Genomic DNA, 26315 nt, shown 5'->3' with positions numbered 1-26315 from the left:
CGATCAGCCTCCCGCGCGGCCGTACTGGTCTTCGAAACGAACGATATCGTCCTCGCCCAGGTAGCTGCCCGACTGCACTTCGATCAACTCCAGCGGCAGCTTGCCCGGGTTTTTCAGGCGATGGGTGACACCCAGCGGGATGTACGTGCTCTGGTTTTCCGACAGCAGGATGACCTCGTCGCCCCGGGTCACCTCGGCCGTGCCGCTGACCACGATCCAGTGCTCGGCGCGGTGGTGATGCATCTGCAGGCTCAGGGTCGCGCCCGGCTTGACGGTGATGCGCTTGACCTGGAAGCGGTCGCCGTTGTCGATGGAATCGTAGGCGCCCCACGGACGGTACACCTTGCGGTGCGCGGCAGCTTCACTGCGGCCCTCGCGCTTGATCCGGCCGACAATCTCCTTGACGTCCTGCACGCGGTCCTTGTGGCCGACGAACACGGCGTCGTCGGTCTCCACGACCACCACGTCCTGCAGGCCGACCATCGCGATCAGGCGGTTGCCATAGGCATAGCTGTCCTTGCAGTCCAGGGCGATGACATCGCCATGGCAGGCGTTGCCGTCGGCATCCTTGTCGGACACTTCCCACAATGCCGACCACGAGCCGACGTCATTCCATTCCGCGTCGAGCGGTACCACGGCGGCATCGGCGGTCTTTTCCATCACCGCGTAGTCGATCGAGTCGTTCGGGCTGGCAGCGAAGGCCTCGGCGTCGAGGCGGATGAAGTCGTTGTCGCGTGCGGCCTTGTCGAGCGCATTGCGGCAGGCGGCGAGGATCGCCGGCTGCAGCGTCTCCAGTTCCTTCAGGTAGCGCGAGGCCTTGAACAGGAACATGCCGCTGTTCCAGAAGTACTCGCCGGATGCCACGTACTGTTCGGCGGTAGCCAGGTCGGGCTTCTCGACGAAGCGGTCGACGGCACGCACGCCTTCACCCGTGGCGGCCTTGATGTAGCCGTAGCCGGTCTCCGGCGCCGTCGGCACGATGCCGAAGGTGACCAGCTTGCCGGATTCGGCCGCGACGGCGGCCTGCTTGACCGCGGCATGGAACGCCGCCTCGTTGCGGACCACGTGGTCCGACGGCAGCACCAGCAGCAGCGCGTCATCGCCGGCCGACAGTGCCTGCAGCGCGGCGATGGCGATCGCCGGCGCGGTGTTGCGGCCGACCGGCTCGAGGATCAGCGCCTGCGGCAGCACCTTGCATTCGCGCAGCTGCTCGGCCGCCATGAAACGGTGTTCCTGGTTGGCGACTACGATCGGTGCCGCGCCGGCAATCGACGCAACGCGCTTCCAGGTCGCCTGCAGCATCGTGTCGTTGCCGACCAGCGGCAGGAACTGCTTCGGATACGCTTCGCGCGACAGCGGCCACAGACGCGTGCCAGAGCCGCCGGAAAGAATGACGGGAACGATGGGATTCATGGTGCGTCCTTCGGTTAATGGTTTGCCGGCGTGCCGCCGATCAGGGCGGTCAGCTCGGCGATGCGTTCGCGCAGCAGGGCGTCATCGCCACGGGTTTCGATGTTCAGGCGCAGCAGCGGCTCGGTGTTGGAGCTACGCAGGTTGAAGCGCCAGTCGGCGAAATCCGCACTGACGCCATCGGTATGGTCCAGTACCGGCTGCTGTTGCTGGAAATGCGCCAGCACGCGCGCCACGGTCGCCTTGGCATCATCGACACGGAAGTTGATCTCGCCGCTGCACGGATAGGCCTTCATGCGATCGGCCACCAGCTCGCCCAGTGACTTGCCGGTCGTGGAAACCAGCTGCGCGATCAGCAGCCACGGGATCATGCCCGAGTCGCAGTAGGCGAACTCGCGGAAGTAATGGTGGGCGCTCATCTCGCCGCCGTAGATGGCATCTTCGGCACGCATGCGCTCCTTGATGAACGCATGCCCGGTCTTGCTCATGATCGGCACGCCGCCGGCCTGCTCGACCATTTCCACGGTGTTCCAGGTCAGGCGCGGGTCGTGGATGATCTTGCCGCCCGCCTGGCGGGCCAGCAGTGCCGTCGCCAGCAGCCCGACCAGGTAGTAGCCCTCGATGAAGTTGCCGTCGGCGTCGAAGAAGAAGCAGCGATCGAAATCGCCGTCCCAGGCGATGCCGAAATCGGCACCGTGCGCGCGCACGGCATCGCGCGTTGCCGCACGGTTCTCCGGCAGCAGCGGATTGGGGATGCCATTCGGGAAACTGCCATCGGCCTCGTGCTGGATGCGGATGAACTCGAACGGCAGGTGCGGCGCCAGTTCGTCGATCACCAGGCCAGCGCCACCGTTGCCGGGGTTGGTGACGATCTTCAGCGGCTTCAGGCCGGCCACGTCGACGTAGCCCAGCAGGTGCTGGATGTAGGCGGACTTGTCGGTGTCCTGGCGGACCTCGCCCTGGCCGGTTCCCAGCGGCGCCTCCGAGGCGGCGAAGTCGCGGATGTCGAACAGGCCGGTATCGCCGCTGATCGGCTTGGACTCCTCGCGCACCAGCTTCATCCCGTTGTAGTCCATCGGGTTGTGGCTGGCGGTGACCATGATGCCGCCGGCGGCCTTGCGGTGGAAGGTCTGGAAATAGACCTCCTCGGTACCGCACATGCCGATATCGATGACATCGCGGCCGCTGGCGGTCAGGCCTTCGATGGCGGCCTGCAGGAGGGCAGGGCTGCTCAGGCGGATATCGTGTCCCACCACCACCGGTCCCGGGCCCAGCAACGCGGCAGTGCCGGCGCCGATGCGGCGGGCAAGGCGTTCATCCAGTTCATCCGGAACGCGGCCACGGATGTCATAGGCCTTGAAACACGGGAGCGTCATCAATGCAGTCCTTACACGGGTTGACCCCGGATTATAGCGACAGGCACTGCAAGGACGGGTGAGCCAGGCCAGCGTCCCTGCGGGCCCCAGAAGGAAGGGAATGCCGCGTAACCTGTTGATTACGCGGCACCCCGGGCGGGCGCTCAGCCCAGCGCGGCCTCGAGTTCCGGCAGGATCGTGAACAGATCCCCGACCAGGCCGATATCGGCAATCTCGAAGATCGGCGCATCGCCGTCCTTGTTAATCGCCACGATCGTGCCGGCATCCTTGATGCCGGTCAGGTGCTGGATCGCACCGCTGATGCCGACGGCCACGTACAGCTCCGGCGCGATGATCTTGCCGGTCTGGCCGACCTGCAGGTCGCTGGGCACGTAGCCGGCATCGACGGCGGCGCGCGAGGCGCCGACGGCGGCACCGAGCTTGTCGGCCAGCTGGAAGACGACCTTGAAGTTCTCTTCCGAGCCGACACCACGGCCACCGGAGACCACGCGCTTGGCGCTCTGCAGGTCCGGACGGTCGCTGGCACCGGCGGCCAGGCCGACGAAACGGGTGTGGGTCGGCAGTGCCGCTTCCACGCTGGCCGCTTCGATGGCAGCGCTGCCGCCCTGCGCGGCTTCCGGCCACGACGCGGCACGCACGGTGGCGACCACGACCTGGTCGGCCGGGGCTTCCACAGTGATGATGGCGTTGCCGGCGTAGATCGGGCGCTTGAAGGTGTGGCTGCCTTCCACGGCCATCAGGTCGGAGACCTGGTTGACACCCAGCAGGGCGGCCACGCACGGCATCAGGTCCTTGCCGAAGGTGGTGGACGGGCCGAACACGTGGCTGTAGCCCTTGGCCAGCTGTGCGATCTGCGGCGCCAGCACCTGGGCCAGGGCCTGTGCGTTGGCGGCGTTGGCCACGGTCAGGACCTTGGCGACGCCGGCGATCCTGGCGGCCTCGGCGGCGACGGCCGTCGGATCGGCGGCCAGCACCAGCACGTCGATGCTGGCACCGCTGATGGCAGCGGCGGCGCTGACGGTCTTGGCGGTGGCGGCGTTGAGCTTGCCGTCGTGGTGCTCGGCGATGACGAGAATCTTGCTCATTACAGCAACCCCTTCTGCTTGAGTGCGGCCACCAGTTCGGCCGCGTCCTTGACCATTACACCCTTGCTGCGCTTGGACGGCGCAGCGTACAGGGTGGTCTTGAAGGTGTCGGCGGCTTCAACGCCGAGGTCGGCCAGCTGCAGGGTTTCCAGCGGCTTGGCCTTGGCCTTCATGATGTCCGGCAGCTTGATGAAGCGCGGCTCGTTCAGGCGCAGGTCGGTGGTGACGACCGCCGGCAGATCCACTTCCAGTGTTTCCAGGCCGGCGTCGACCTCACGGGTCACCGTGGCCTTGCCATCGGCGATGTCCAGCTTGCTGGCGAAGGTCGCCTGCGGGCGGCCCCAGAGCGTGGCCAGCATCTGCCCGGTCTGGTTGGCATCATCGTCGATGGCCTGCTTGCCGAGGATCACCAGGTCCGGCTGCTCCTTCTCGACCAGCTTGAGCAGGGTGCGCGCGGCGGTCAGCGGCTGGATGGCCTGGTCGGTGACCACGTGCACGGCACGGTTGGCGCCCATGGCCAGGCCGTTGCGCAGATGCGCCTGGGCGTCGGCCGGGGCGATGGTGGCCACCACCACCTCCGTGGCGATGCCCTTGTCGCGCAGGCGCAGGGCTTCTTCCAGGGCGATTTCATCGAAAGGATTGGGAGACAGCTTGACGCCGTCGGTGACCACGCCGGAACCGTCCGGCTTGACCTGAATGCGGACGTTGTAGTCCACCACGCGCTTGTATGCGACGAGGATTTTCATCTGGTACGGGGTCCTTCAGTAACAGGGAGAACGTCCGGTCCTGACAGCAACCGGTTCGGGGGTGGGATCCCGATTCTAGCTGGCTTGGGGCAACCATGCGAATGCGTATGGTTGTGCTGCGGCGCACTAATGCTCTCTCAGGGAAGGGGCTCTGTTCACCCGTCAGAGGCAGTGGTAAAGGTGGGCCCGATGTATCCTGCTGCGCTGCACCCGACTGCCAGGCGGCGCGGGAGCCTTGATCGAACAGGAGTAACGGGTAGTGCCAACTTGGATTGTCACCGGCGGCGCCGGGTTCATTGGCGGCAATTTCGTCCTCGAGGCCGTGGCCCGTGGCGTCAAGGTCGTCAATCTCGATGCACTGACCTACGCCGGCAACCTGCAGACGCTGTCCAGCCTGGAAGGTAATCCGGACCATGTGTTCGTGCACGGGGACATCGGCGACCGTGAGCGGGTCGCCCGCCTGCTCGCCGAGCATCAGCCCGATGCGGTGCTGAACTTCGCAGCCGAGAGCCACGTCGACCGCTCCATCGATGGCCCCGGGGCCTTCATCCAGACCAATGTGGTGGGGACCCTGGGCCTGCTCGAAGCGGTGCGCGACTACTGGAAGGCGTTGCCGGCCGAGCGCGGCGCAGCGTTCCGCTTCCTGCATGTGTCCACCGACGAGGTGTACGGCACGCTGGGCGAGACCGGCGCGTTCAGCGAGACCACCCCGTACGCGCCGAACTCGCCGTACTCGGCGTCCAAGGCCGCGTCCGATCACCTGGTGCGTGCGTTCCACCACACCTACGGGCTGCCGGTGCTGACCACCAACTGCTCCAACAACTACGGCCCCTACCACTTCCCGGAAAAGCTCATCCCGCTGGTGATCGCCAAGGCGCTGGCCGGCGAACCGCTGCCGGTGTACGGCGACGGCAGGCAGGTGCGTGACTGGCTGTTCGTGTCAGATCACTGCGAGGCGATCCGCACCGTGCTGGCCAAGGGCCGGGTGGGCGAGACCTACAATGTGGGCGGCAATTCGGAACGGCAGAACATCGAGGTGGTGCATGCGATCTGCGCCCTGCTGGACCAGCGCCGTCCGCGCGCTGACGGGCAGCCGCGCAGCAGCCAGATCACCCATGTGGCCGATCGCCCCGGCCATGACCGTCGCTATGCGATCGATGCCAGCAAGCTGAAGAACGAACTGGGCTGGCAGCCGGCGCACACATTCGAGCAGGGCATCGCCTTCACTGTTGACTGGTACCTGGAGAACCAGGACTGGGTCGAGGGCGTGCTTGACGGCAGCTACCGCCTGCAGCGCATCGGCACTACGGCCTGAACCCAGGAGACGTCATGACCCAGCGCAAGGGCATCATCCTCGCCGGCGGAACCGGCACCCGGCTGTATCCGATCACCAAGGGCGTCAGCAAGCAGCTGTTGCCCGTGTACGACAAGCCGATGATCTACTACCCGCTCAGCGTGCTGATGCTGGCCGGCATCCGGGAAGTGCTGATCATCAACACCCCGCATGAGCAGGCCCTGTTCCAGCAGCTGCTGGGTGATGGCTCGCAGTGGGGCATGGACATCCAGTACGCCGTGCAGCCCAGTCCGGATGGGCTGGCGCAGGCGTATCTGATCGGCCGCGAGTTCGTCGCCGGCAAGCCCAGCTGCCTGGTCCTCGGCGACAACATCTTCCATGGCCACGGCCTGCGCGACGTGCTCCGGCGGGCCGACGCCCGCACCGATGGCGCGACCGTGTTCGGCTACTGGGTCAACGATCCCGAGCGTTACGGCGTGGCCGAATTCGACAAGGACGGCCGGGTTGTCGGCCTGGTCGAAAAGCCGGAGAACCCGCGTTCCAACTACGCGGTCACCGGCCTGTATTTCTATGATGGCAACGCCAGCGATTATGCGGCCGAGCTGAGGCCTTCGCCGCGCGGCGAGCTGGAAATCACCGATCTCAACCAGCGCTATCTCGGTGCGGGCAGCCTGCATCTGGAGGCGCTGGGGCGTGGCTATGCATGGCTGGATACCGGCACTCACCAGTCGCTGCTGGAAGCGTCCAACTTCATCGAGACCATCCAGACGCGCCAGGGCCTGCAGGTCTGCTGTCCGGAAGAAGTGGCGTTCGGGCAGGGCTGGATCAATGCCGAGCAGCTGGAAGCGCTGGCCGCTCCGTTGATCAAGAATGGCTACGGCCAGTACCTGCACACACTTGCATTGCGTGGAGTGGTTCCGTGAAAGTGATTGAAACCCGGTTGCCGGGATGTGTGGTGATTGAACCGGCGGTGTTCGGTGACGAGCGCGGCTTCTTCTTCGAAGGTTGGAATGCGGCGCGATTCGGCCAGCTGGGCCTGCCCGACCGCTTCGTGCAGAGCAATGTCTCCTCATCGAGCAAGGGCGTGCTGCGCGGCCTGCATTACCAGTGGCCGCGACCGCAGGGCAAGCTGGTGAGCGTGCTGGAAGGCGAGGTGTACGACGTGGCCGTCGATATCCGCCGCGGATCGCCCACCTTCGGCCAGTGGGAAGCAGTGGTGCTGAGCGCGCAGAACAAGCGCCAGTACTGGATTCCGGAAGGCTTCGCGCACGGATTTGCCGTGCTGTCCGACACCGCGCTGTTCCACTACCTGTGCACCGATGTGTACGTGAAGGAAGCCGATGCCGGAGTGCGCTGGAACGACGCGGACATCGCAGTGGACTGGCCGGTGGGCGCGCCGACGCTCTCGCCCAAGGACGAACATGCGCCGTTCCTGAAGGACATCGCCGAGGAACGTCTGCCGGTCTTCGCGCCATGACGGTTCTCGTGCTCGGCGGCAACGGCCAGCTCGGCCAGGAGCTGCTGCGCGCGCTGGCGCCGTTGGGGCCGGTGGTCGCCACCACCCGCAGTGGCCAGCTGCCTGATGGCAGCCCCTGCGAGACGGCGGACTTCGGCCAGCCCGGGAGCCTGCCGGCGCTGCTGGATCGCGTGCAACCATCGGTGGTGGTCAATGCGGCGGCCTATACCGCCGTGGATCGCGCCGAGCAGGACATCGAGGCCGCCTTCGCCGCCAATGCGCAGGCCCCGGGCGTGATCGCGCGCTGGTGCCAGGCGCAGGGCGTGCCGTTCGTGCATTACTCCACCGACTACGTGTTCGACGGCGAAGGTTCCGCGCCCTATCGCGAGGACGAGCCGACGGCGCCGCTGGGTGTGTATGGCACCAGCAAGCGCGATGGCGAAGACGCCGTGCGCGCTGCCGGTGGCCGCCACCTGATCTTCCGTACCGCATGGGTGTATGCCGAGCACGGCGCGAACTTCCTGCGCACGATGCTGCGCCTGGCCGCAGAGCGCGACCATCTGCGTGTGGTGGCCGACCAGATCGGCACGCCGACGCCGGCTGCGCTGATCGCCGATGTCACCGCGCTCGCGCTGCAGCATCCTGCCGCGCTCTCCGGTACCTGGCACCTCACCGCCAGTGGCCAGACCAGCTGGCACGGCTTCGCTGAAGCGATCTTCGCCGAAGCGCTGGCAACCGGTGTCCTGCACAGGGTGCCGGTGGTTGAAGCGATTCCGGGTGCCGAGTATCCGACCCCGGCGCGGCGGCCGGCCTGGTCGGTGCTGGACAACAGCGCCCTGCAGCAGGCGCTGGGCATCGTGCTGCCGCCGTGGCAGGACGGCCTGAAGCAGGTCATGGCCGCGATCGCGCGCGGCTGAGGGCACGCCGCAATTGCTGCGGCGCATCCCAGCCGGATGCGGGTGTGCCGCTAGAATGCGGGCATCCTTACCGTGTGGGACAGCAAAGCGATGGACAAGTCCAATACCGGCGGCAAGCGCAGCAAGCGCTATGCCAGCGCGGCCCAGGCGCTGGAGGGCGTGGTCGCCGATGGCCAGACGCTGGCCGTCGGCGGCTTCGGCCTGTGTGGCATACCCGAGGCACTGATCGCAGCCTTGCGCGACAGTGGAGTCAAGGGCCTGACCGTGATCTCCAACAACGCCGGCGTCGATGGCTTCGGCCTGGGCCAACTGCTGGAAACACGCCAGATCAGCAGGATGATTTCGTCGTACGTGGGCGAGAACAAGGAGTTCGAGCGCCAGTTCCTGGCCGGTGAGCTGGAGCTGGAATTCAATCCACAGGGCACCCTGGCCGAGCGCCTGCGTGCCGGCGGCGCCGGAATTCCTGCCTTCTTCACTGCCACCGGCTACGGCACGGTGGTGGCCGAAGGCAAGGAGACCCGCGAATTCGACGGCAGGCACTATGTGCTGGAAACCGCGCTGCGTGCCGACGTTGCCCTGGTGAAGGCGTGGAAGGCCGACGAAGCCGGCAACCTGGTGTTCCGCAAGACCGCGCGCAATTTCAATCCTGCCTGCGCGATGGCCGGCAAGGTGTGCATCGCCGAAGTGGAAGAGGTGGTGCCGGTCGGTGCGATCGATCCGGACCAGGTGCATCTGCCGGGGATCTATGTGCATCGCATCGTGCACAACGCGCATCCTGAAAAGCGAATCGAGCAGCGCACCGTGCGTGCGGAGGGCAACTGACATGGCGTGGACCCGCGATGAGATGGCGGCCCGCGCCGCCCGTGAACTGACCGACGGTGCCTATGTGAACCTGGGCATTGGCCTGCCGACCCTGGTCGCCAACCACATTCCCGAGGGCGTGGACGTGTGGCTGCAATCCGAGAACGGCCTGCTTGGCATCGGCCCGTTCCCGACCGAAGCCGAGGTCGATGCCGACCTGATCAACGCCGGCAAGCAGACCGTGACCGCGCGCGCCGGTGCCAGCTACTTCGGCAGCCATGACAGTTTCGCCATGATCCGTGGCGGCCACATCAATCTGGCCATTCTTGGCGCGATGCAGGTGACCGACAAGGGCGATCTGGCGAACTGGATGGTGCCCGGCAAGATGGTCAAGGGCATGGGCGGCGCGATGGACCTGGTGGCCGGCGTGCAGCGCGTGGTGGTGCTGATGGAGCACACCGCGAAGAACGGCGAGCACAAGGTGCTGGCCGAATGCACGCTGCCGTTGACCGGCGTGGGCGTGGTCGACCGCATCATCACCGATCTGGCTGTGTTCGACGTGACCGATGCCGGTCTGGTGCTGGTGGAGACCGCGCCGGGGGTTGGCGAGGACGAACTGAAGGAAAAGACCGGCGTGCCGTTCCGGCGTGCCTGAGTCCGGCGGGGCGGCCTCGTGCCGCCCCGACACTGCCTGGCGATCCCGATGCTGTTTCCACACGAGCTGCCCGATGCCGACGTCCGTCATGTTCCGGGCTGGCTGCTGCCGGATCGGGCGGATGCGCTGCAGCGGACACTGGGCGAACAGGTGGCCTGGGATGTGCACCGCATCCGGATGTTTGGTCACTGGGTGGATTCGCCGCGGCTGAGCAGTTGGATCGGCGATCCGCAGGCGCGCTACCGGTATTCCGGCGCCGAGTTCGTCCCGCGGCCCTGGCTGCCGGCATTGCAGGCGCTGCGCGTGCGATTGCAGGAAGAGGGTATCGGCCGGTTCAACAGCGTGCTGCTCAATCGATACCGCGATGGTGGCGATTACATGGGCTGGCACAGCGACGACGAACCCGAACTGGGACCGGCGCCGGTGATCGCTTCACTGAGCCTGGGTGCGGCGCGGCGTTTCCTGCTGCGACGGCGCGACGAGCCGGCACGCAAGGCGGAGTTCCTGCTGGGCCATGGCGATCTGCTGTTGATGGCCGGCAGCACCCAGCGCTTCTATCAGCACGCGTTGCCGAAGATGGCGCGGGCCCAGGGCGAGCGGATCAACCTGACATTCCGTTGGATCACGCCGCGCTGAGCGAGGGATCAGCGCGGTGCTGCGGCGCTGTCGTTCTGCCCACTGACCAGCGTCCAGCCGACCACGTCCTGCGCGATCTGCTGCAGGCCACGTTCGAACGCCGCCGCAACCGCCGGCACATCGGTACTGCCAACGGGCTGCGCCTGACGGAAGGTGCGATCAGCGACCACGCGCTGGTCGGCCACGTGGATCAGCTTGGCATTGAGTTCGATCACCACCGTCGGCGTGGTCTGGCCCTGGTAGTCCGATTCGAAACGACGGATGTCCGTGGACAGCTTGTAATCGGCGCGGATACCGGCGGCGGTGCGGGCCACGCCGTTGATGCGGCCGGAGTCCTCGAAACCGCGCAGCAGCGTGTCCTCGATCATGTCGGTGGCCGGCTGGGCCCAGCTGGCACCCCTGTAGATCTCCAGCTCCGACGGCGTGGGACGCACGTTGATGCGCGGGCTGTCGACCATGCGCGCCGCGCTGGGTTTGGCCAGCACCAGCTGCCAGGCGACCTGGGGCCAGCTGGGATCGACCTTCACCTGCACGGCAGGCGAGTACAGGGTGACGGGATTCTTGTCGCCGCTGCCGAGGATCGAGCAGCCCGACAGCAGCGCCAGGGCCAGGCCTGGCAGCAGCAGGCGCGGGAAGAGGATCGGGCTCATTTGGGTTCGAACTCCTTCGGGGCATCGCGGCCGAGCAGATAGCGCGCGGGGTTGTTCTCGAGGCGGTCGCTGACCCGGCGCAGGTCGCGGATCAGGCCACGCAGCTCGGTCAGGGTCGGGCCCAGCTGGCCGAGCCCGTCATTGGCGAAGCTGTTGATCGCGGCGCGGTTCTCGCCAAGGATCGAATCGGCGTTGCCGGCAGCCGAATCGAGCTTGACCAGGGTGGCGTCGAGCTTGTCGATGATGCCCGGCAGCTGCTGCACCAGATTCCTGTCGAGGCGCTCGATGGTGCCGTTGGTGGTCTTCAGCGTGGTGTCCAGGCTGCGTGCGGCATCGCGCGCGCTGAGCAGCAGCGCCTGTGTGCCCTGGTCGCGGTCGGCCAGTCCGCCGCTGATGGTTTCCAGGTTGGCCAGGGTCGCGTTGATCGACGCCACGTTGCGATCGCTGAGGATCTGGTCCATGCGCTCGACGATGCGGTTGGCCACATCGGTGATGTTCTGCAGTGCCGAAGGCGTGGTCGGGATGATCGGCGCCGGGTCCTTGTTGACCGTGGTCAGTGCCGGCGACTGCGGCGTGCCGCCGCTGAGCTGGATGATCGACGGACCGGTCAGGCTGGTGATCGCCAGCTTGGCACGGGTATCGGTCTTCACCGGCGTGGTGGAGTTCAGGCGGATGCGCGCCACCACCTGGCGCGGATCGTCCGGTACCAGGTTCAGCTCGATGATCGAGCCGACCGCGATGCCGTTGTACTGCACCGGGCTGCCGACCGACAGGCCGGTCACCGCCTCGCGGAACACCACGCGGTATTCCTGCCAGGTGCGGTCGGATGAGTACTTGGCCGCCCACAGGCCGAAGGCCAGCAGGGCCAGGCCGGTGATCAGGGTGAACGCGCCGATCAGCACGTAGTTGGCTTTGGTTTCCATGGCTCAGGCACTCTCGATCTGTTCGCCACGCGCGGCACGCGCACGTGGTCCGTGGAAGTATTCCTGGATCCACGGATGATCCAGTTTCTCGATTTCCGCAAGCGGTGCGTTGGCGATCACCTTGTGGTCGGCCAGCACGGCGACGCGGTCGCAGATGGCGTAAAGCGTGTCCAGGTCATGGGTGATCAGGAACACGGTCAGGCCCAGCGCTTCCTGCAGGGTCTTGATCAGCCGGTCGAAGGCCGCCGCGCCGATCGGGTCCAGGCCGGCGGTCGGTTCGTCCAGGAACAGCAGCGGTGGGTCCAGTGCCAGCGCGCGGGCCAGGCCGGCACGCTTGCGCATGCCGCCGGACAGCTGCGAGGGCAGCTTGTTGATCGCATCGGCGGGCAGGCCGGCCAGCTTCACCTTCAGCAGTGCCAGCTCGTAGTGCCAGCGTTCGGGAAGGTCGCGATGATGCTCCTTCAGCGGAACCTGCACGTTCTCGCCGACGGTCAGCGAGGAGAACAGCGCGCCATCCTGGAACAGCACGCCGGTGTTGCGCTCGATATGCAGCCGGCTTTCGGCATCGTCGGCACGCGCATCGCGGCCGAGCACTTCGATCTGTCCTTCATCCGGCACGCGCAGGCCCAGGATCGAGCGCATCAGCACGGACTTGCCGGTGCCCGAGCCGCCGACGACGCCGAGGATCTCGCCGCGCCGCACGTCCAGGTCGAGGTCCTCATGGACGGTCTGGCTGCCGAAGCGGTTGACCAGCCCGCGCACGCGGATGGCCAGGTCATGGCCATCGTCATCACGCATCTCGAAGGTGCCGGAACCGGAGGTCGTGTTCATGTCACCAGTCCATATGCATGAACCACAACGCCGCAAAGGCGTCGATGATGATCACCAGCGAGATGGTCTGCACCACGCTGGATGTGGTGCGCTCGCCGACCGACTGCGCGGTGCCGGTGACCTTCAGGCCCTCCAGGCAGCCGATCAGGCCGATCACCACCGCGAAGACGGGCGCCTTGGACAGGCCGACCAGCATGTGCCGCACCTCCATCGTGTCGTGCATCCGCGCGATGTACATCTGCGGCGGAATGTCCAGATCGAACGCGCCGACCGTGATGCCGCCGGCCAGGCCGGCAATCATCGCGATGAAGGTCAGCAGCGGCAGGGTCACCAGCAGCGCGAACAGGCGCGGCAGTACCAGCAGGTCGATCGGGTCCAGGCCCAGCGTGCGCATCGCATCGATCTCCTCGCGGGCCTTCATCGCGCCGATCTGCGCGGTGAACGCGCTTGCCGTGCGGCCGGCCAGCACGATCGCGGTCAGCAGCACGGCGAACTCGCGCAGGAAGGCGATGTTGACCAGCTCGACCACGTAGATCTCCGCGCCGAAGTCGCGGAGGATGGTCGAGCCCAGGAACGCGATCACCGCACCGACCAGGTAGGACAGCAGCGCCACCAGCGGCACGGCGTCCAGGCCCACCTGTTCCATCTGGTGCACGGTGGCGGTGAGGCGGAAGCGCCGCGGCTGCTTGACCAGGCGAGCGGTCTTGACCATCGCCTCGCCGAGGAAGCTGGCCAGGGCCACGATGTTGTGGCCGGTGCCATGCATGCTGACGCCCAGCCGTTCCAGCGCGGCCAGCACGCCGAAGTCGCGCTTGGGCTTGGGCCGATCGTCGGCCACTTCCTCGATGGTGCACACCAGGGCCTGGTGATCCGGCCGGAACTGCAGCGCATCCTCACCGAGGTCGGCGCGATGGGCCACGCGCAACAGCTGCAGTACGCCGGCCGAATCGAGCTGCTCGATGCCCGTGGCGTCAATGCCGGTCAGTTTGTCGGGAACGGCGCGCAGCACCTCGGCCGCGGCCAGCGCGGTCTTCAAGGTCCAGTGGCCGGACAGGCGGATCAGCCCGGGGTCGTGGGCGTCCTGTTCGAGCTGGGGGGCGAGGTTCTGGGTCACGTGGGCCATTCGGGTCGCAGCATAACCGTTCTGTATTGTGCTTCGCGTTGAACCAGGATGAATTCCTCCGGCGGGGCCCGGCCTAGGTAATACTACGGCGCATGTCCGCAGACGCTCACACGATCCCCACGCCCCAGGCCACCTACGCGCAGCGCGTGGCCTTCGTTTCCGAGATCGCCGGCCGCCTCCACAGCTACGGCACCACGGCCCAGCGTCTGGAAACGGCCGTGGTCGCACTGGCAAAACAGCTCGATCTCGATTGTGAACCGTGGTCTAACCCCACCGGCATCATCCTCAGCTTCAGCGACCCGGCCCAGGCGATCGGCTCCAGCGACATCACCCGCGTGATCCGCCTGGCACCGGGCGAGAACGACCTGCACAAGCTCAGTGTCGCCGACCGGATCGCCGAGGAAGTGGCCAACGGGCGGATGAGCATCGCGCAGGGGCACACCGCGCTGCGTCAGCTGGACAAGGATCCCGGCCGTCGCGGCAAGCTCCGCACCATTCTCTCGTTCACGCTCGGCGCGGCCGGCGTCGCCGGCATGTGGAAGCTGCCCTGGCTGGACATCGCCACCGCCGGTGTCATCGGCCTGATGATCGGCCTGCTCGGCATGGTCACCGACCGTCGCCCGGCGACCCGCGAGGCCGCCGAGGCGCTGGCCGCGCTGCTGGCCGGCCTGGTTGCCACCTTGGTCGCTTCGTTTGTCGGCGCGCTCAACCTCAACACGGTGATCATCGCCTCGCTGGTGGTGCTGCTGCCCGGCATGTCGCTGACCAATGCGGTCAACGAACTGGCCAGCCAGCACTGGGTGTCAGGCACCGCGCGGTTTGCCGGTGCGCTGACCACGATCATGAAACTGAGCGTCGGCGCGATGATCGCGGTGACCCTGGCCGATGTGCTGGGCCTGGACCCGGTGATCCGTGCCTCGCGACCGCAGGGACCGTGGGTGGAGTGGGGGTCGCTGCTGACCGCGGCCTTCGCCTTCGCGATGCTGTTCAAGGCCAGCCGTCGCGATTATCCCTGGGTGATTGCCGCGTCCGTGGCCGGCTATGCCATTTCCAAGTTTGGCGGGCACGCCTGGGGGGCACCGGCGGGCATCTTCCTGTCGGCGATGGTGCTGACCGCCGGCGGCAACCTGTTCGGTCGGCTGGCCGGGCGTCCGGGTGCGATCATCCGCCTGCCGGGCATCATCATGATGGTCCCTGGCAGCACCAGCCTGCGTGGCGTGCTGACGCTCGTCCAGCAGCAGGATGTCGGTGCCGGCCAGAGCGTGTTCCTGACCGTGCTCAACGTGGTGATGGCGCTGGTGGCGGGCCTGCTGTTCGGCAACCTGTTGATGCCGGCGCGCAAGACGTTGTGATGGAATGAAGAACGCCGGCTTGCGCCGGCGTTCTTCATTCTTTCCGATCCGGCCTCAGGCCTTCTTGATCAGGAAATCTTCCGGCTTCTTGCTGCCCTTGGCGGTCAGCTCGGCCATCCAGCGCGGCTGCTTGCCACGGCCGGTCCAGGTTTCCTTCGGGTTGGCCGGGTTGCGGTACTTCGGGGCGACCTTGCCGAGCTTGCGGCCGGCGGTTTTGGACGGCGCCGCTGCCTTGCGGGCGCGTGGCTTGGCAGCCGTGGTAGCGGTACCGAACAACTCCTCGATGGTGTAACCCTCGGTCTTGGCCAGCTTGCTCAGCTGGGCCCGCACCTTGGCGATCGGGCGACGCTTGGCGACGATGGTCTGCTGCTTTTTCGCGGTGCGGATCAATGCGCCCAGCTCGCGTGCCGACAGGCCGGTCAGGTCGATGCTCATCTACGGTTACTCCGGAAACTAATAAGGGACAGGGACGAGCCGGTCCGTGGCGTCGGCGCACAGGATAATGATGAATTAAATCCAGTACAAATCATGCAGGTCAGGGTATGGCGATGGACCGACTGCATCGTGACCATTTTGACCGGATTATGTCCAGCTGCATATTCACCGGCCCACCGCCGGTACAAAGAAAAAGACCGGGGCATGCCCCGGTCCGGTCACTCAACCCTGCAGGCGTTGCAGCAGGGTAGCCTTATCCAGGCTTTCGGCTTCGCTGGCACGTCGCGAGCGGTACTCGTACGTGCCGGCCGCCAGGCCGCGCTCGCTGACCACCACGCGATGCGGGATGCCGATCAACTCCATGTCGGCAAACATCGCACCCGGGCGCAGCCCGCGATCATCCAGCGCGGCATCGAGACCGGCATCGCGCAGTTCCTGCAGCAGGCCGGCAGCGGCTTCGGCCACAGCGGCATCGCCCTTGGGGTTGATGACGCACACCACCACCTGCCACGGCGCCATCGCGTCCGGCCAGATGATGCCGGCATCGTCGTGATTCTGTTCGATCGCGGCAGCGACCACGCGCGAGATGCCGATCCCGTAGCAGCCCATTGCCATCACTGCGGCCTTGCCGTTCTCGTCCAGTACGGTGGCGTCCAGTGCTTCGGCGTACTTGCGGCCAAGCTGGAACACGTGGCCGACTTCGATGCCACGGGCGATCTTCAACTCGCCGCCGTCCAGCGCACGGTCACCGGCACGCACGTTGCGGATATCGACCACTTCCGGTTCCGGCAGGTCGCGGCCCCAGTTGACTCCAGCCAGGTGGAAGCCCGCTTCATTGGCACCGACCACGAAATCGGACATCGCCGCCACTTCGCGGTCGGCCACCACGCGGATCGCCTTGGCCGGTGAAACCGGGCCGAGGAAGCCGGGCACGCTGCCCAGGTACTCGGCGATCTCCGCTTCGCTGGCAAAGCGCTGCTCTTCCAGGCCGGGAACCTTGCCCAGCTTGATCTCGTTGACCTCGTGGTCGCCACGGACCAGCACCAGCACGAACCCTTCGTCGGTCATCAGCGCCACCGACTTCACCGTGCGCTGCAGCGCGATGCCGAGCAGGGCGGCAACGTCCTCGCAGGTCTTCTGGGTGGGGGTCTCGACCTTGCGCATCGTCTCGCCGGCTGCCGCGCGCGGTGCCGGTTCCGCGGCGATCGCCGCTTCCATGTTGGCCGCGTAGTCCGAGCCGGTGGAGAACACCAGCGCGTCCTCGCCCGAATCGGCGATCACATGGAATTCCTGCGACGCGTCGCCACCGATCGCGCCGGAATCGGCCTGCACCATGCGGAAGTCCAGGCCCAGCCGGGTGAAGATGCGGCTGTAGGCGGCCTTCATGTTCTCGTACTCGCGCACCAGGCACTCATCGTGCAGGTGGAACGAATAGGCGTCCTTCATCAGGAATTCGCGTGCACGCATCACGCCGAAGCGCGGGCGGATCTCATCGCGGAACTTGGTCTGGATCTGATAGAAGTTCACCGGCAGCTGCTTGTAGCTGGACAGTTCGCTGCGCGCGAAGTCGCATGCGGCTTCCTCGGCGGTCGGGCTGTAGCAGAACACCTGGTCCTTGCGATCCTTGATCTTCAGCAGCTGCGGCCCGAACTTCTGCCAGCGGCCGGTCTGCTCCCACAGCTCCTTGGGCTGGATGGTCGGAATCTGGAACTCCACGGCGCCGGCGCGATCCATTTCCTCCCGCACGATGCGTTCGACCTTGCGCAGCACGCGCAGTCCCAGCGGCGACCAGGTGTACAGGCCGGAGGCGAGCTTGCGGATCATGCCCGCACGCAGCATCAGGCGGTGGCTGGTCAGCTCCGCGTCGCTGGGGGTTTCCTTGGTGGTGTGCAGGTGGAACTGGGAGAGGCGCATCGTCGGCTTCGGTCTACGGCAGAGATCCCTATTCTGCCAGCCCGGGCGGGGGGAGGGTATCGGCAGGGCTGCGCCCTGCACCCGCCTCAAGCAACTTCAACTGCCACAGCAACAGCGGGCTTCGCGTGGGATGGCGGGGTGGGTCCGGTGGCAGGGGACGCCGTAAACCCGTCCATGGGGGCTTGGTCGCGGCATCCATGCCGCTCACACCCCTGCCACCGGACCCACCCCGCCTTCGACGGATCTCTGCGACCTGCCCGCACTTCTGTAGAGCCGAGCCATGCTCGGCTGCTGTTCGATCCATTCTCGAAATATTCGATTTCAATGGATTTCATCCACGCATGGCATGGATGGCCCGCCGTCACCAGGAACTGTCGGGGGTGGGGCGGTGTGGGCTGGCAGGACCGTTGGCGCCATGGATGGCGCCATCGAGCCCCCATGGATGGCTTTACGGCGTGTCCTGCCAGCCCACACCGCCCCGCCAGACCAGCAGAAAACCAGAGCCGCTTTGGCATTTGACGTTGCGGTTGCTTGAAGCAGGTGCAGGGCGCAGCCCTGCCGAGCCCTCAACCGGCTGCTGGGCAGTAGGCCTTGATGCTGGCTTCAGCCAGTCCCTTCTGCGCGGTGCGCTGCTCCGCGGTCAGTACGGTGTCGCCCTTGCCGTCGCCGTCGGTGTCCTGCATCACCTGGCCGGAGCCTTCCAGCAGGGCCAGGTTGGCACGGGCGGTGCTGCACTGCTCCGGTACGGGTGCGGCCGGGCGTTCGGCGCTGTCAGCCGATGGCGCCGAGCGCGCCTGCGCCCGGGTCTCGTAGGTCCTGCCTGCTGGCGGGGTTTCCGAATACTGGGTGACGCCGTTGGCGTCCTTCCACTTGTAGACGGGGCCGGCCATGGCACTGGTACTGGCCAACAGCAGCAGGCATCCCAGGCAGGACAGGGCACGCATGGCAAACTCCGCAGAATGGGCGTAGAACGCCGATTGCAGCATTGGCACCGACCGCTGGCAAGTCGATTAAACTGGATTCCATGGACCCGATCACACCGCCGCCGCGTTCGCGCACGATTTACCTGCTGCCCAACCTGTTCACCACTGCGGGCCTGTTCGCGGGCTTCTACGCGATCATCGCCGCTGCCAACGGGGATTTCATCAATGCCAGCATCGCGGTGTTCGTGGCGGCGGTGATGGACGGCCTGGATGGCCGTGTCGCGCGCCTGACCGGCACCAGCAGCGAGTTCGGCGTGCAGTACGACTCGCTGGCCGACCTGGTCAGCTTCGGCATGGCGCCGGCACTGGTGATGTACCACTGGTCGCTGTCCTGGCTGAAATTCGATGATCCCCTGCTGGGCCGTGTCGGCTGGGCCGTGGCCTTCCTGTACGCCGCATGCGCGGCGCTGCGTCTGGCCCGCTTCAATACCCAGGTCGCGGTGGTGGACAAGCGCTGGTTCGTCGGCCTGGCCAGCCCGGCTGCTGCCGGGCTGATGATGTCGTTCGTCTGGGCCTTCGCCGATGGCAACCTGGGCTGGGATGGCAATCAGCTGCGCTATGTGGCGCTGGCGGTGACGCTGGTCGCTGCGTTGCTGATGGTCAGCCGCATCCGCTTCTGGAGCTTCAAGGGCGGTGCCGCCAAGGATTCCCGATCCGACCGGGTGCCGTTCCTGGTCCTGGCACTGGTACCGATGGCCATCGCGATCGCGGTGATCGACCTGCCGCGCGTCCTGTTCGCCGTGGGCATCCTGTATGCCCTGTCCGGCCCGGTGATGTGGGCGGTGCAGCGCCTGCGCAAGAAGTCCGAGGCCGCGTGAGCCAGGATCTGCCCGTGCTGTGGTCACCGGCCCAGCAGGCCTGGCTGCAGGCGATGGGCTATACCGTCTATCACGACGGCCAGCTCGCCGCGGAGCTGGACGCTGCATTGCAGCTGAGCGTGGCCGACGCCGATGCGGCCAGCCCGGCAGCGCAGTCTCCGTCACGCCAGCCCGAACCGGCAGCGGTGGAGCCGGCACCGCGCCAGCCGCGGAGTCCGTCGCCGCCGCCTCGCACCGCGCCCGCCGTGGTGTCGGCAACCGAACCGCAGGCGGCACGCGCAGCCTCGGCGGGCACCACCCGGCAGCCGGCGGTACGTCTGCCTGATCGCCTGCAGATCGCGCTGCTGCGCGCGTCCGGCTGCAATCCGAACGATGCCGCGACGCAGGCGCTGATGGACAGCTGGCCGTTGGAGCAGCTGCGCCGTGATCCAGCCGCCAAGCGCGCGCTGTGGCCGCAGCTGCGCGCCCTGCGCAAGCGGGGCGCGCCGTGAGTGCGGTCAGCCAGCCCGGTCCGGTGCGCCTGCGGGCGCTGCGCGAGAGCGATCTTGCCGAGGTGATGGCGATCGAGGTGCGTGGCTATCCCTTCCCGTGGACCCGCGGCATTTTCATCGATTGCCTGCGTGCGGGTTATCCCGGTCTGGCAATGGAGCGCGATGGCCAGCTGCTCGGCTACGGCGTGCTGAGCATCGCTGCCGACGAGGCGCATGTGCTGAACATCTGCATCGATCCGCTGGTGCAGTCACGCGGGCTGGGGCGGCAGCTGCTGCGTGCGCTGGTGCAGCTGGCTGGTGATCGCGGTGCCCAGCGTGTGTTCCTGGAAGTGCGCCCGTCCAATGCGCCGGCGCTGGCGCTGTATCACAGCGAAGGGTTCAACGAAATCGGCCGGCGTCCGCGCTATTACCCGGCCGCGCAGGGGCGCGAGGACGCGGTGGTGATGGCGATCGAGCTGGTCGAGGGCGACCTGCAGACGATGCCGCCGCTGTAACCGGGATGCGCCGCGTTGCCCGCCGGTACGGCCGGGCGCTGGCGGCAGGTGCGAACCTTGGCGGGCACGTGTGGCTCACGCCAGCCGCAGGGCCAGCACTCCGCTGACGATCAGCGACGCCGCCAGCCAGCGCACGCGCGGTATCCGTTCGCGCAGCAGGAATGCCGAGATCAGCAGGGCGAACAGGATCGATGACTCGCGCAGGGCCGACACCATCGCGACCGGTGCCTGGGTCATCGCCCACAGTGCCATCGCGTAGGACGCGGTGGTGCCCACGCCGCCGGCCAGGCCCAGCGGCCAATGCTGGCGCGCATAGGTCAGCACCGCGCTGCGGCGGGTGTACAGCGCCCACAGCGGCAGCGGGATGCCCGACAGCAGGAACAGCCACAACGTGTAGGCCAGCGGGCTGCCCGACAGGCGCGCGCCGTGCGCATCGACCAGGGTGTAGGTTGCGATCATCGTCGCCGTCAGCAGCGGCAGGCCGAGCTGGCCTGCGCGCGCGCCCAGTGCCATGGCCAGGATGCCGCTGCTGACCAGCGCCACGCCCAGCCACGCCGCTGCGGGCAGTGATTCGCCGAGCACGGTGCCGGCCAGCGCGACCAGGATCGGTGCGCAACCGCGCATGAGCGGATACGCCAGGCTCATGTCCACCTGCTGATAGCAGCGCGCGACCAGCGCGTAATAGACCACCTGCAGCAGTGCCGAGGCCGCCAGCCACGGCCAGCTGGTCACGTCCGGCAGAGGAAGGAGAGGCAGCAGCGCGGCTGACAGCAGTGCGGCGCTGCCGGTGACGAGCACGGTGCCGAGGAGCTTGTCGGCGCCACGCTTGACGATGGCGTTCCAGCTGGCATGCAGCGCGGCAGCGGCGAGAACCAGCAGGAAGATCGAAAGCGGCATCCTCTGATGATGCCAAAAGACCTGGGCGGGTGCGGACCTGGATCCGCACCCGCCGGTCGGCTGTTACAGCTTCGCGCGTTGTTCGCGCAGGCCGGCCAGCTGGGTGTTCCAGTCGGCCAGGCGCACGCGCTCCTGCTCGACCACCGCAGCCGGCACCTTGTCGGTGAACCGGGCCAGCTTGGTTTCGCTCTTCTCCTGCTCGCCTTCCACGCGCTTGATCTCCTTGTCCAGGCGTGCACGTTCGGCATCCAGATCGACCAGGCCTTCCAGCGGCACCAGCAGCTTCAACTCACCGACGATGGCGGCGGCCGCAGGCGGAGCGCTTTCGCCTTCGCCCAGCCACTGCACGCTGTCCAGCTTCAGCAGGAACGACAGCGACGCACTGAAGCGTTCGACGCGGGCACGATCCTGCTGCTGGCCGGCCTGCAGGCGCAGGGGCACCAGCCTGGACGGTGCGACGTTCAGTTCGCTGCGCACGCGGCGCACCGCGCTGATCACCGCCTTGAGCCATTCGACGTCGGCCTCGGCCTGGGCGAAATCGCCCTGGAACTCGGCTGCGGTCGGGTAGGGGCGCAGCGACAGCGTGGTTTCGGCCAGGCCCAGGCGCGGGGCGAGCTGCTGCCACAGCTGTTCGGTGATGAACGGCGTCAACGGGTGCAGCAGGCGCAGCAGGGCTTCCAGCACATACAGCAGGGTGTGGCGGGTGCTTTCGGCATCCGCTGCGTCGCTGCCGCTCAGCGCCGGCTTGCTCAGTTCGAGGAACCAGTCGCAGAACGCATTCCACGCGAACTCGTACAGGCACTGCGCCAGCAGGTCGAAGCGGTAGGCGGCGAAGTGGCCCTGCGCTTCAGCGGTGGTGGCCGCCAGGCGTGCAAGGATCCAGCGCTCGGCGTCGGTGCGCGGTGTCGGCACGCCGCTGAACGCCGCACCTTCGGTGTTCATCAGCGCGAAGCGGCTGGCATTCCACAGCTTGTTGCAGAAGTTCTTGTAGCCTTCGGCACGGTTCATGTCGAACTTGATGTCGCGGCCATGGGTGGCCAGCGCCGCGATGGTGAAGCGCAGCGCGTCGGCGCCGTGGGCGGCGATGCCGTCCGGGAACTCCCTGCGCGTGGCTTTCTCGATCTTCTCCACCATCTTCGGCTGCATCAGGCCGCCGGTGCGCTTGGCGACCAGGTCATCGATGCTGATGCCATCGATGATGTCCAGCGGGTCGAGCACGTTGCCCTTGCTCTTGGACATCTTCTGGCCTTGTCCGTCGCGGATCAGGCCGGTGAAGTAGACGTCCTTGAACGGAATCTTTCCGGTCAGGTTGTCGGTGGCCATGATCATGCGGGCCACCCAGAAGAAAATGATGTCGAAGCCGGTGACCAGCACCGACGACGGCAGGTAGCGGTCGAAGCCACGCTCGGCCATGGCCTGTTCGTTCGGCCAGCCCAGGGTGGAGAACGGCCACAGCTGGGAGGAGAACCACGTTTCCAGCACGTCGCTTTCCTGGTTCAGCACGACATCGCTGCCGAGCTCGTGCTTTGCCCGCACCTCATCCTCGCTGCGACCGACGTAGCAGGTGCCGGTGGCAGCGTCGAACCACGCCGGAATGCGGTGGCCCCACCACAGCTGGCGGCTGATGCACCAATCCTGGATGTTGGCCATCCAGTGACGGTAGGTGTTGATCCAGTTCGGCGGCACGAAGGAGATGCTGCCCGGCTTCCCATCGGTACCTTCGACCAGCTCCAGGCCGCGCTTGGCCAGCTCGTCCATCTTCACGAACCACTGGTCGGTCAGGTACGGCTCGATCACCTGGCCGGTGCGGTCGCCGCGCGGCACCTGCAGCTTGTGCGCCTTGGTCTCGACCAGGATGCCCAGGTCTTCCAGCTCGGACAGCACGGCCTTGCGTGCTTCATAGCGGTCCAGGCCCTGGAAGCGTTCCGGGGCGTTCTCATTCAGCGCCGCCACCGGAGTGAACAGGTTGATCATCGGCAGGCTGTGGCGCACCCCGACCTGGTAATCGTTGAAGTCATGCGCGGGCGTGACCTTGACCACGCCGGTACCGAACGCGCGGTCCACGTAATCATCGGCGATCACCGGCACGCGGCGGCCGGTCAGCGGCAGCACCACGGTCTTGCCGATCAGGTGTGCGTACCGCTCGTCTTCCGGATGCACCATCACGGCGGTGTCGCCCAGCAGGGTCTCCGGGCGGGTGGTGGCCACCACCAGGTAATCGCGGGTCTCGCGCAGGGTTTCGTTACCGTCGGCGTCGCGCTCGACGTGCTCGTAGCTCAGACCATCATCGAGCTGATAGGCGATCGACCACAGGAAACCGTCTTCTTCGGCGCTCTCCACTTCCAGGTCGGAGATGGCGGTCTTCAGCACCGGATCCCAGTTGACCAGACGCTGGCCGCGGTAGATCAGGCCCTGCTCATGCCAGCGCACGAAGGCCTCGATCACCGCCGCCGAGGGCTGCGGGTCCATGGTGAAGGTGCTGCGCGACCAGTCGGCCGACGTGCCGAGGCGGCGCATCTGTCGTTCGATGGTGTCGCCGGACTGCTGCTTCCACTCCCAGACCTTGCCGATGAAGCCTTCGCGGCCCAGCGAGTCACGGGTTTCGCCCTTGCCTTCCAGCGCCAGGTTGCGGCTGACCACCATCTCGGTGGCGATGCCGGCGTGGTCGGTGCCGACCTGCCACAGCGTGTCGTAGCCGCGCATGCGGTGGTAACGCACCAGCGCATCCATCAGGGTCTGCTGGAAGGCGTGTCCCATGTGCAGCGTGCCGGTCACATTCGGCGGTGGCAGCAGGATGGTGTAGGGCTCGCCCTGGCCGGACGGCTTGAAGTGGCCGGCCTTCTCCCAGGCCTCGTAGAGGTCGGTCTCGAAGGACTTCGGGTCGTAGCTGGAGGCGAGTTGGGTCATGCGGGGGAACCAGGAGGTAATCGTTGAAGGATCAGGGCGCAGGGGTGGCCCATCAAGGGGGCCGCGGGGCGCTCACATGTCGTGCTTGTTCAGGTCGTAACCGGCGGCCTTGTACTGGCGCCAGCGTTCGCGCAGCGGTTCGCGCGCTTCAGGGTCGGCCGGGACCACTTCCAGCACGCGCTCGCACTGGCCCAGCCAGGGGTCGTCGCGCAGGTTGATCACCAGCGGGCGGGCCGGCGCCTCGGTGCCGGGCACGGCGATCAGCACCAGCGCTTCTTCCTCGTCCATGTCCTCGCCGGCAATCTGATGCGGGATGTAGGCGTCGTCATCGAACGCCCACAGCAGTTCGTCCAGTTCCTCGGCCTGGGCCTGGTCGCGCGCCAGCACCAGGGTGAACAGGCCGGCATCGTTGGCCTTGCGTGCCAGCTCGCAGACCAGGCGCAACGGCTCGGTCAGGAAACGGGGCTTGGCGATCAGGTAGAAGTCGGCGCGGGGCATGGCAGGGTCCGGAACAGGCGGGGGCCCGGTCTGGCCGGGCGAGGCCCTGGCCGGCGGTGGCCGGCCAGGGTCTGGTACAGCATCAGGCGCGGGCGGCCTGGTCCAGCAGCCACTGGCTCAGCAGGCCGACCGGGCGGCCGGTGGCCATGCCACGCTTGCCCTCGTCGCTGGCGACGCCGGCGATGTCCAGGTGAGCCCAGCGCTGGCCTTCGGCGAAGCGCGACAGGAAGCAGCCGGCGGTGATGGCGCCGGCCCAGCGGCCGCCGATGTTGTAGACGTCGGCGAAGGTCGAATCCAGCATCGGCTGGTACTCATCCCACAGCGGCAGGCGCCAGGCGCGGTCGAACACGTGCTCGCCGGCGGCCAGCAGCTCGTTGGCCAGGTCGTCGTGCTTGCTCATCAGGCCCGCGGTCTGGTGGCCGAGGGCGACCATGCAGGCGCCGGTCAGGGTGGCGACGTCGACCAGCGCGGCCGGCTCGAAGCGCTGCGCGTAGGTCAGCGCATCGCACAGGATCAGGCGGCCTTCGGCGTCGGTGTTGCCGACTTCGATGGTCTTGCCCGACATCGAGGTGATGACGTCGGACGGGCGGTAGGCGTTGCCGTCGATGGCGTTCTCCACGGCCGGCACCACCACCACCAGGTTCACCGGCAGCCTGGCCTTGACCGCAGCGACGAAGGTGCCGATGACGTTGGCGCCGCCGCACATGTCGTACTTCATTTCCTCGATGCCGCCCTGGGTCTTCAGATTGACGCCACCGGTATCGAAGGTGATGCCCTTGCCGACCAGCACATAGGGCTTGGCATCGCCGGCACCGGTCCACTTCAGCACGACCAGGCGCGGGCGATTGGCCGAACCACGGGCCACGGCCAGCAGCGAGCCCATGCCCAGGGTTTCCATCTGGGTCTCGTCGAGGATCTCGGCCTCGGCGCCGTCATGCTCGCTGGCGAACTTCACGCCGACTTCGGCCAGGTAGGCCGGGGTGCAGTAGTTCGGCGGCAGGTTGCCCAGTTCGCGGGCGAACTCGACACCGGCAGCAATGGCCTGGCCCTGGGCCAGGGCCTGCGCGTCGTCACCGGCGATGGCCAGCTGGGCCAGCCCGGCATCATCGGCCTTCTTCTTGCCCAGCGTGGCGGTGTAGCGGTACGCCGCGTGATCGGCAGCGATCACTGCCTGGCGGATCGCCCACGCCGCATCGCGCTCCTTCACAGCCACTTCAGACAGGGTGAACAGCGCGCTGCGGGTGGCGCCTGCCTTCAGCGCGCGAACGGCGTCGCCTACGGCCTTCAGGTACTGCGGCACGCCGAAGCGGGCGGCTTCACCCAGCCCCACCACCAGCACGCGCGGCGCTGCCACGCCCGGCAGGTCGTGCAGCAGGCTGGTGGCGCCGGTCTTGCCGGACAGGTCGCCGCGCTGGGCGAGGGCCGACAGGCGGCCGCCGCTGGCGGCATCCAGCGCCTGTGCGGCCGGAGTCAGGGTATGGTCGGCGTATGCGCCGACCACCAGGCAGTCAACGGGGGCGGCGGCCGGGGCGAGGTGGTTCAGGGTGAATTCGAGAGCCATTGAGCAGATTCCATTGGCAAGTCCGTACAATCGCGGACCGTTTACGCCCAGACGCTAGACTG

General features: G+C 67.0%; 26 protein-coding genes. 11 read left to right on the top strand and 15 right to left on the bottom strand.

The features are described 5' to 3' along the window. Window positions 1-3: 3 nt before the first annotated feature. From ACX9OW_RS18095 to ACX9OW_RS18080, 4 genes are all read right to left on the bottom strand, one after another. Complete coding sequence (locus ACX9OW_RS18095; RefSeq protein WP_065175349.1) at window positions 4-1413, bottom strand: mannose-1-phosphate guanylyltransferase/mannose-6-phosphate isomerase; 1410 nt, start codon at window positions 1411-1413, stop codon at window positions 4-6. Between the two features lie 14 nt (window positions 1414-1427). Further along, complete coding sequence (locus ACX9OW_RS18090; RefSeq protein ID WP_053516973.1) at window positions 1428-2786, bottom strand: phosphohexomutase domain-containing protein; 1359 nt, start codon at window positions 2784-2786, stop codon at window positions 1428-1430. Between the two features lie 143 nt (window positions 2787-2929). After that, window positions 2930-3871 (bottom strand): electron transfer flavoprotein subunit alpha/FixB family protein, encoded by a 942-nt coding sequence (locus ACX9OW_RS18085; RefSeq protein WP_053516971.1) that lies wholly within the window; start codon window positions 3869-3871, stop codon window positions 2930-2932. After that, window positions 3871-4617 (bottom strand): electron transfer flavoprotein subunit beta/FixA family protein, encoded by a 747-nt coding sequence (locus ACX9OW_RS18080; protein WP_459062646.1) that lies wholly within the window; start codon window positions 4615-4617, stop codon window positions 3871-3873. The genes ACX9OW_RS18085 and ACX9OW_RS18080 overlap by 1 nt, the downstream gene beginning before the upstream one ends. Window positions 4618-4876: 259 nt before the next feature. On the opposite strand from ACX9OW_RS18080, the gene rfbB reads away from it, so the two are divergent. From rfbB to ACX9OW_RS18045, 7 genes are all read left to right on the top strand, one after another. Further along, complete coding sequence (rfbB, locus tag ACX9OW_RS18075; RefSeq protein ID WP_065175347.1) at window positions 4877-5932, top strand: dTDP-glucose 4,6-dehydratase; 1056 nt, start codon at window positions 4877-4879, stop codon at window positions 5930-5932. Between the two features lie 14 nt (window positions 5933-5946). Beyond that, window positions 5947-6834, top strand: a complete 888-nt coding sequence (rfbA, locus tag ACX9OW_RS18070) for a glucose-1-phosphate thymidylyltransferase RfbA (protein ID WP_197600664.1) — start codon at window positions 5947-5949, stop codon at window positions 6832-6834. Then, window positions 6831-7388: a dTDP-4-dehydrorhamnose 3,5-epimerase gene (rfbC, locus tag ACX9OW_RS18065; RefSeq protein WP_459062645.1), complete on the top strand. Its 558-nt coding sequence runs from the start codon at window positions 6831-6833 to the stop codon at window positions 7386-7388. The genes rfbA and rfbC overlap by 4 nt, the downstream gene beginning before the upstream one ends. Beyond that, window positions 7385-8284, top strand: coding sequence for a dTDP-4-dehydrorhamnose reductase (gene rfbD / locus ACX9OW_RS18060; protein ID WP_459062644.1), 900 nt, complete (start codon window positions 7385-7387; stop codon window positions 8282-8284). Before rfbC ends, rfbD begins: the two co-directional genes overlap by 4 nt. Window positions 8285-8374: 90 nt before the next feature. Further along, window positions 8375-9106: a CoA transferase subunit A gene (locus ACX9OW_RS18055; RefSeq protein WP_053516964.1), complete on the top strand. Its 732-nt coding sequence runs from the start codon at window positions 8375-8377 to the stop codon at window positions 9104-9106. 1 nt (window position 9107) lies between these two features. Continuing rightward, window positions 9108-9740: a CoA transferase subunit B gene (locus ACX9OW_RS18050; protein WP_053516963.1), complete on the top strand. Its 633-nt coding sequence runs from the start codon at window positions 9108-9110 to the stop codon at window positions 9738-9740. A gap of 48 nt (window positions 9741-9788) precedes the next feature. Beyond that, entirely contained in the window at window positions 9789-10376 is a 588-nt protein-coding gene (locus ACX9OW_RS18045; RefSeq protein WP_053516962.1) for an alpha-ketoglutarate-dependent dioxygenase AlkB family protein, read from the top strand. A gap of 8 nt (window positions 10377-10384) precedes the next feature. Here the strand turns inward: ACX9OW_RS18045 and ACX9OW_RS18040 are convergent, their stop codons facing one another. The 4 genes from ACX9OW_RS18040 to ACX9OW_RS18025 are packed head-to-tail and all read right to left on the bottom strand — an operon-like array spanning window position 10385 to window position 13903. After that, the gene (locus tag ACX9OW_RS18040) at window positions 10385-11026 is read right to left on the bottom strand and encodes an ABC-type transport auxiliary lipoprotein family protein (protein ID WP_065182499.1); all 642 of its coding nucleotides are present in this window, start codon (window positions 11024-11026) and stop codon (window positions 10385-10387) included. Next, a complete protein-coding gene (locus tag ACX9OW_RS18035) occupies window positions 11023-11949 on the bottom strand; it encodes an MlaD family protein (protein WP_053516959.1) in 927 nt (308 codons plus the stop codon). The genes ACX9OW_RS18040 and ACX9OW_RS18035 overlap by 4 nt, the downstream gene beginning before the upstream one ends. A gap of 3 nt (window positions 11950-11952) precedes the next feature. Continuing rightward, a complete protein-coding gene (locus ACX9OW_RS18030) occupies window positions 11953-12780 on the bottom strand; it encodes an ABC transporter ATP-binding protein (RefSeq protein WP_053516958.1) in 828 nt (275 codons plus the stop codon). 1 nt (window position 12781) lies between these two features. Further along, complete coding sequence (locus ACX9OW_RS18025) at window positions 12782-13903, bottom strand: ABC transporter permease (protein ID WP_053516957.1); 1122 nt, start codon at window positions 13901-13903, stop codon at window positions 12782-12784. A 92-nt stretch (window positions 13904-13995) separates the two neighbouring features. On the opposite strand from ACX9OW_RS18025, the gene ACX9OW_RS18020 reads away from it, so the two are divergent. Further along, window positions 13996-15255: a threonine/serine exporter family protein gene (locus tag ACX9OW_RS18020; RefSeq protein ID WP_053516956.1), complete on the top strand. Its 1260-nt coding sequence runs from the start codon at window positions 13996-13998 to the stop codon at window positions 15253-15255. Between the two features lie 54 nt (window positions 15256-15309). On the opposite strand, the gene ACX9OW_RS18015 is transcribed toward ACX9OW_RS18020, so the two are convergent. The 3 genes from ACX9OW_RS18015 to ACX9OW_RS18005 form a co-directional block, all read right to left on the bottom strand. Beyond that, window positions 15310-15690 carry an H-NS histone family protein gene (locus ACX9OW_RS18015; protein ID WP_053516955.1) on the bottom strand — a complete coding sequence of 127 codons (381 nt, stop codon included), beginning with the start codon at window positions 15688-15690 and terminating at the stop codon, window positions 15310-15312. 222 nt (window positions 15691-15912) lie between these two features. Further along, entirely contained in the window at window positions 15913-17604 is a 1692-nt protein-coding gene (locus tag ACX9OW_RS18010) for a proline--tRNA ligase (protein WP_180875768.1), read from the bottom strand. Window positions 17605-18170: 566 nt separating this feature from the next. Beyond that, a complete protein-coding gene (locus ACX9OW_RS18005) occupies window positions 18171-18548 on the bottom strand; it encodes a DUF4124 domain-containing protein (protein WP_074902117.1) in 378 nt (125 codons plus the stop codon). 80 nt (window positions 18549-18628) lie between these two features. On the opposite strand from ACX9OW_RS18005, the gene pssA reads away from it, so the two are divergent. The 3 genes from pssA to rimI are packed head-to-tail and all read left to right on the top strand — an operon-like array spanning window position 18629 to window position 20390. Beyond that, the gene (gene pssA / locus ACX9OW_RS18000; protein WP_459062643.1) at window positions 18629-19405 is read left to right on the top strand and encodes a CDP-diacylglycerol--serine O-phosphatidyltransferase; all 777 of its coding nucleotides are present in this window, start codon (window positions 18629-18631) and stop codon (window positions 19403-19405) included. Next, entirely contained in the window at window positions 19402-19896 is a 495-nt protein-coding gene (locus tag ACX9OW_RS17995; RefSeq protein WP_065182497.1) for a hypothetical protein, read from the top strand. The genes pssA and ACX9OW_RS17995 overlap by 4 nt, the downstream gene beginning before the upstream one ends. Next, the gene (gene rimI, locus ACX9OW_RS17990) at window positions 19893-20390 is read left to right on the top strand and encodes a ribosomal protein S18-alanine N-acetyltransferase (RefSeq protein WP_053516950.1); all 498 of its coding nucleotides are present in this window, start codon (window positions 19893-19895) and stop codon (window positions 20388-20390) included. The genes ACX9OW_RS17995 and rimI overlap by 4 nt, the downstream gene beginning before the upstream one ends. Window positions 20391-20465: 75 nt before the next feature. Here rimI and ACX9OW_RS17985 read toward each other — a convergent pair whose 3' ends face one another. From ACX9OW_RS17985 to ACX9OW_RS17970, 4 genes are all read right to left on the bottom strand, one after another. Next, complete coding sequence (locus ACX9OW_RS17985; RefSeq protein ID WP_459062642.1) at window positions 20466-21287, bottom strand: EamA family transporter; 822 nt, start codon at window positions 21285-21287, stop codon at window positions 20466-20468. Between the two features lie 63 nt (window positions 21288-21350). Further along, window positions 21351-24194 (bottom strand): valine--tRNA ligase, encoded by a 2844-nt coding sequence (locus ACX9OW_RS17980; RefSeq protein WP_197600669.1) that lies wholly within the window; start codon window positions 24192-24194, stop codon window positions 21351-21353. Between the two features lie 72 nt (window positions 24195-24266). Beyond that, window positions 24267-24692 carry a DNA polymerase III subunit chi gene (locus tag ACX9OW_RS17975; protein WP_004154132.1) on the bottom strand — a complete coding sequence of 142 codons (426 nt, stop codon included), beginning with the start codon at window positions 24690-24692 and terminating at the stop codon, window positions 24267-24269. 82 nt (window positions 24693-24774) lie between these two features. Next, the gene (locus tag ACX9OW_RS17970; RefSeq protein WP_414488168.1) at window positions 24775-26253 is read right to left on the bottom strand and encodes a leucyl aminopeptidase; all 1479 of its coding nucleotides are present in this window, start codon (window positions 26251-26253) and stop codon (window positions 24775-24777) included. Between the last annotated feature and the right edge of the window lie 62 nt (window positions 26254-26315).

The organism is Stenotrophomonas genospecies 5, from assembly GCF_054473825.1.
The sequence above is the reverse complement of the archived record's forward strand: the minus strand, read 5'-3'. Positions and strand labels throughout refer to the sequence as shown.

What these genes read in the sequence shown, in the direction of transcription:
- rfbD (WP_459062644.1), top strand. Translation starts at nt 7,385, where the DNA reads ATGACGGTTCTCGTGCTCGGCGGCAACGGCCAGCTCGGCCAGGAGCTG.
- ACX9OW_RS17970 (WP_414488168.1), bottom strand. Translation starts at nt 26,253, where the DNA reads ATGGCTCTCGAATTCACCCTGAACCACCTCGCCCCGGCCGCCGCCCCC.
- ACX9OW_RS18025 (WP_053516957.1), bottom strand. Translation starts at nt 13,903, where the DNA reads ATGGCCCACGTGACCCAGAACCTCGCCCCCCAGCTCGAACAGGACGCC.
- ACX9OW_RS17980 (WP_197600669.1), bottom strand. Translation starts at nt 24,194, where the DNA reads ATGACCCAACTCGCCTCCAGCTACGACCCGAAGTCCTTCGAGACCGAC.
- ACX9OW_RS17975 (WP_004154132.1), bottom strand. Translation starts at nt 24,692, where the DNA reads ATGCCCCGCGCCGACTTCTACCTGATCGCCAAGCCCCGTTTCCTGACC.
- ACX9OW_RS18005 (WP_074902117.1), bottom strand. Translation starts at nt 18,548, where the DNA reads ATGCGTGCCCTGTCCTGCCTGGGATGCCTGCTGCTGTTGGCCAGTACC.
- ACX9OW_RS18015 (WP_053516955.1), bottom strand. Translation starts at nt 15,690, where the DNA reads ATGAGCATCGACCTGACCGGCCTGTCGGCACGCGAGCTGGGCGCATTG.
- ACX9OW_RS18090 (WP_053516973.1), bottom strand. Translation starts at nt 2,786, where the DNA reads ATGACGCTCCCGTGTTTCAAGGCCTATGACATCCGTGGCCGCGTTCCG.
- ACX9OW_RS18035 (WP_053516959.1), bottom strand. Translation starts at nt 11,949, where the DNA reads ATGGAAACCAAAGCCAACTACGTGCTGATCGGCGCGTTCACCCTGATC.
- ACX9OW_RS18095 (WP_065175349.1), bottom strand. Translation starts at nt 1,413, where the DNA reads ATGAATCCCATCGTTCCCGTCATTCTTTCCGGCGGCTCTGGCACGCGT.
- ACX9OW_RS18085 (WP_053516971.1), bottom strand. Translation starts at nt 3,871, where the DNA reads ATGAGCAAGATTCTCGTCATCGCCGAGCACCACGACGGCAAGCTCAAC.
- ACX9OW_RS18030 (WP_053516958.1), bottom strand. Translation starts at nt 12,780, where the DNA reads ATGAACACGACCTCCGGTTCCGGCACCTTCGAGATGCGTGATGACGAT.
- ACX9OW_RS18055 (WP_053516964.1), top strand. Translation starts at nt 8,375, where the DNA reads ATGGACAAGTCCAATACCGGCGGCAAGCGCAGCAAGCGCTATGCCAGC.
- ACX9OW_RS18050 (WP_053516963.1), top strand. Translation starts at nt 9,108, where the DNA reads ATGGCGTGGACCCGCGATGAGATGGCGGCCCGCGCCGCCCGTGAACTG.
- ACX9OW_RS17985 (WP_459062642.1), bottom strand. Translation starts at nt 21,287, where the DNA reads ATGCCGCTTTCGATCTTCCTGCTGGTTCTCGCCGCTGCCGCGCTGCAT.
- ACX9OW_RS18020 (WP_053516956.1), top strand. Translation starts at nt 13,996, where the DNA reads ATGTCCGCAGACGCTCACACGATCCCCACGCCCCAGGCCACCTACGCG.
- ACX9OW_RS18010 (WP_180875768.1), bottom strand. Translation starts at nt 17,604, where the DNA reads ATGCGCCTCTCCCAGTTCCACCTGCACACCACCAAGGAAACCCCCAGC.
- ACX9OW_RS18080 (WP_459062646.1), bottom strand. Translation starts at nt 4,617, where the DNA reads ATGAAAATCCTCGTCGCATACAAGCGCGTGGTGGACTACAACGTCCGC.
- ACX9OW_RS18040 (WP_065182499.1), bottom strand. Translation starts at nt 11,026, where the DNA reads ATGAGCCCGATCCTCTTCCCGCGCCTGCTGCTGCCAGGCCTGGCCCTG.
- ACX9OW_RS18045 (WP_053516962.1), top strand. Translation starts at nt 9,789, where the DNA reads ATGCTGTTTCCACACGAGCTGCCCGATGCCGACGTCCGTCATGTTCCG.
- rfbA (WP_197600664.1), top strand. Translation starts at nt 5,947, where the DNA reads ATGACCCAGCGCAAGGGCATCATCCTCGCCGGCGGAACCGGCACCCGG.
- pssA (WP_459062643.1), top strand. Translation starts at nt 18,629, where the DNA reads ATGGACCCGATCACACCGCCGCCGCGTTCGCGCACGATTTACCTGCTG.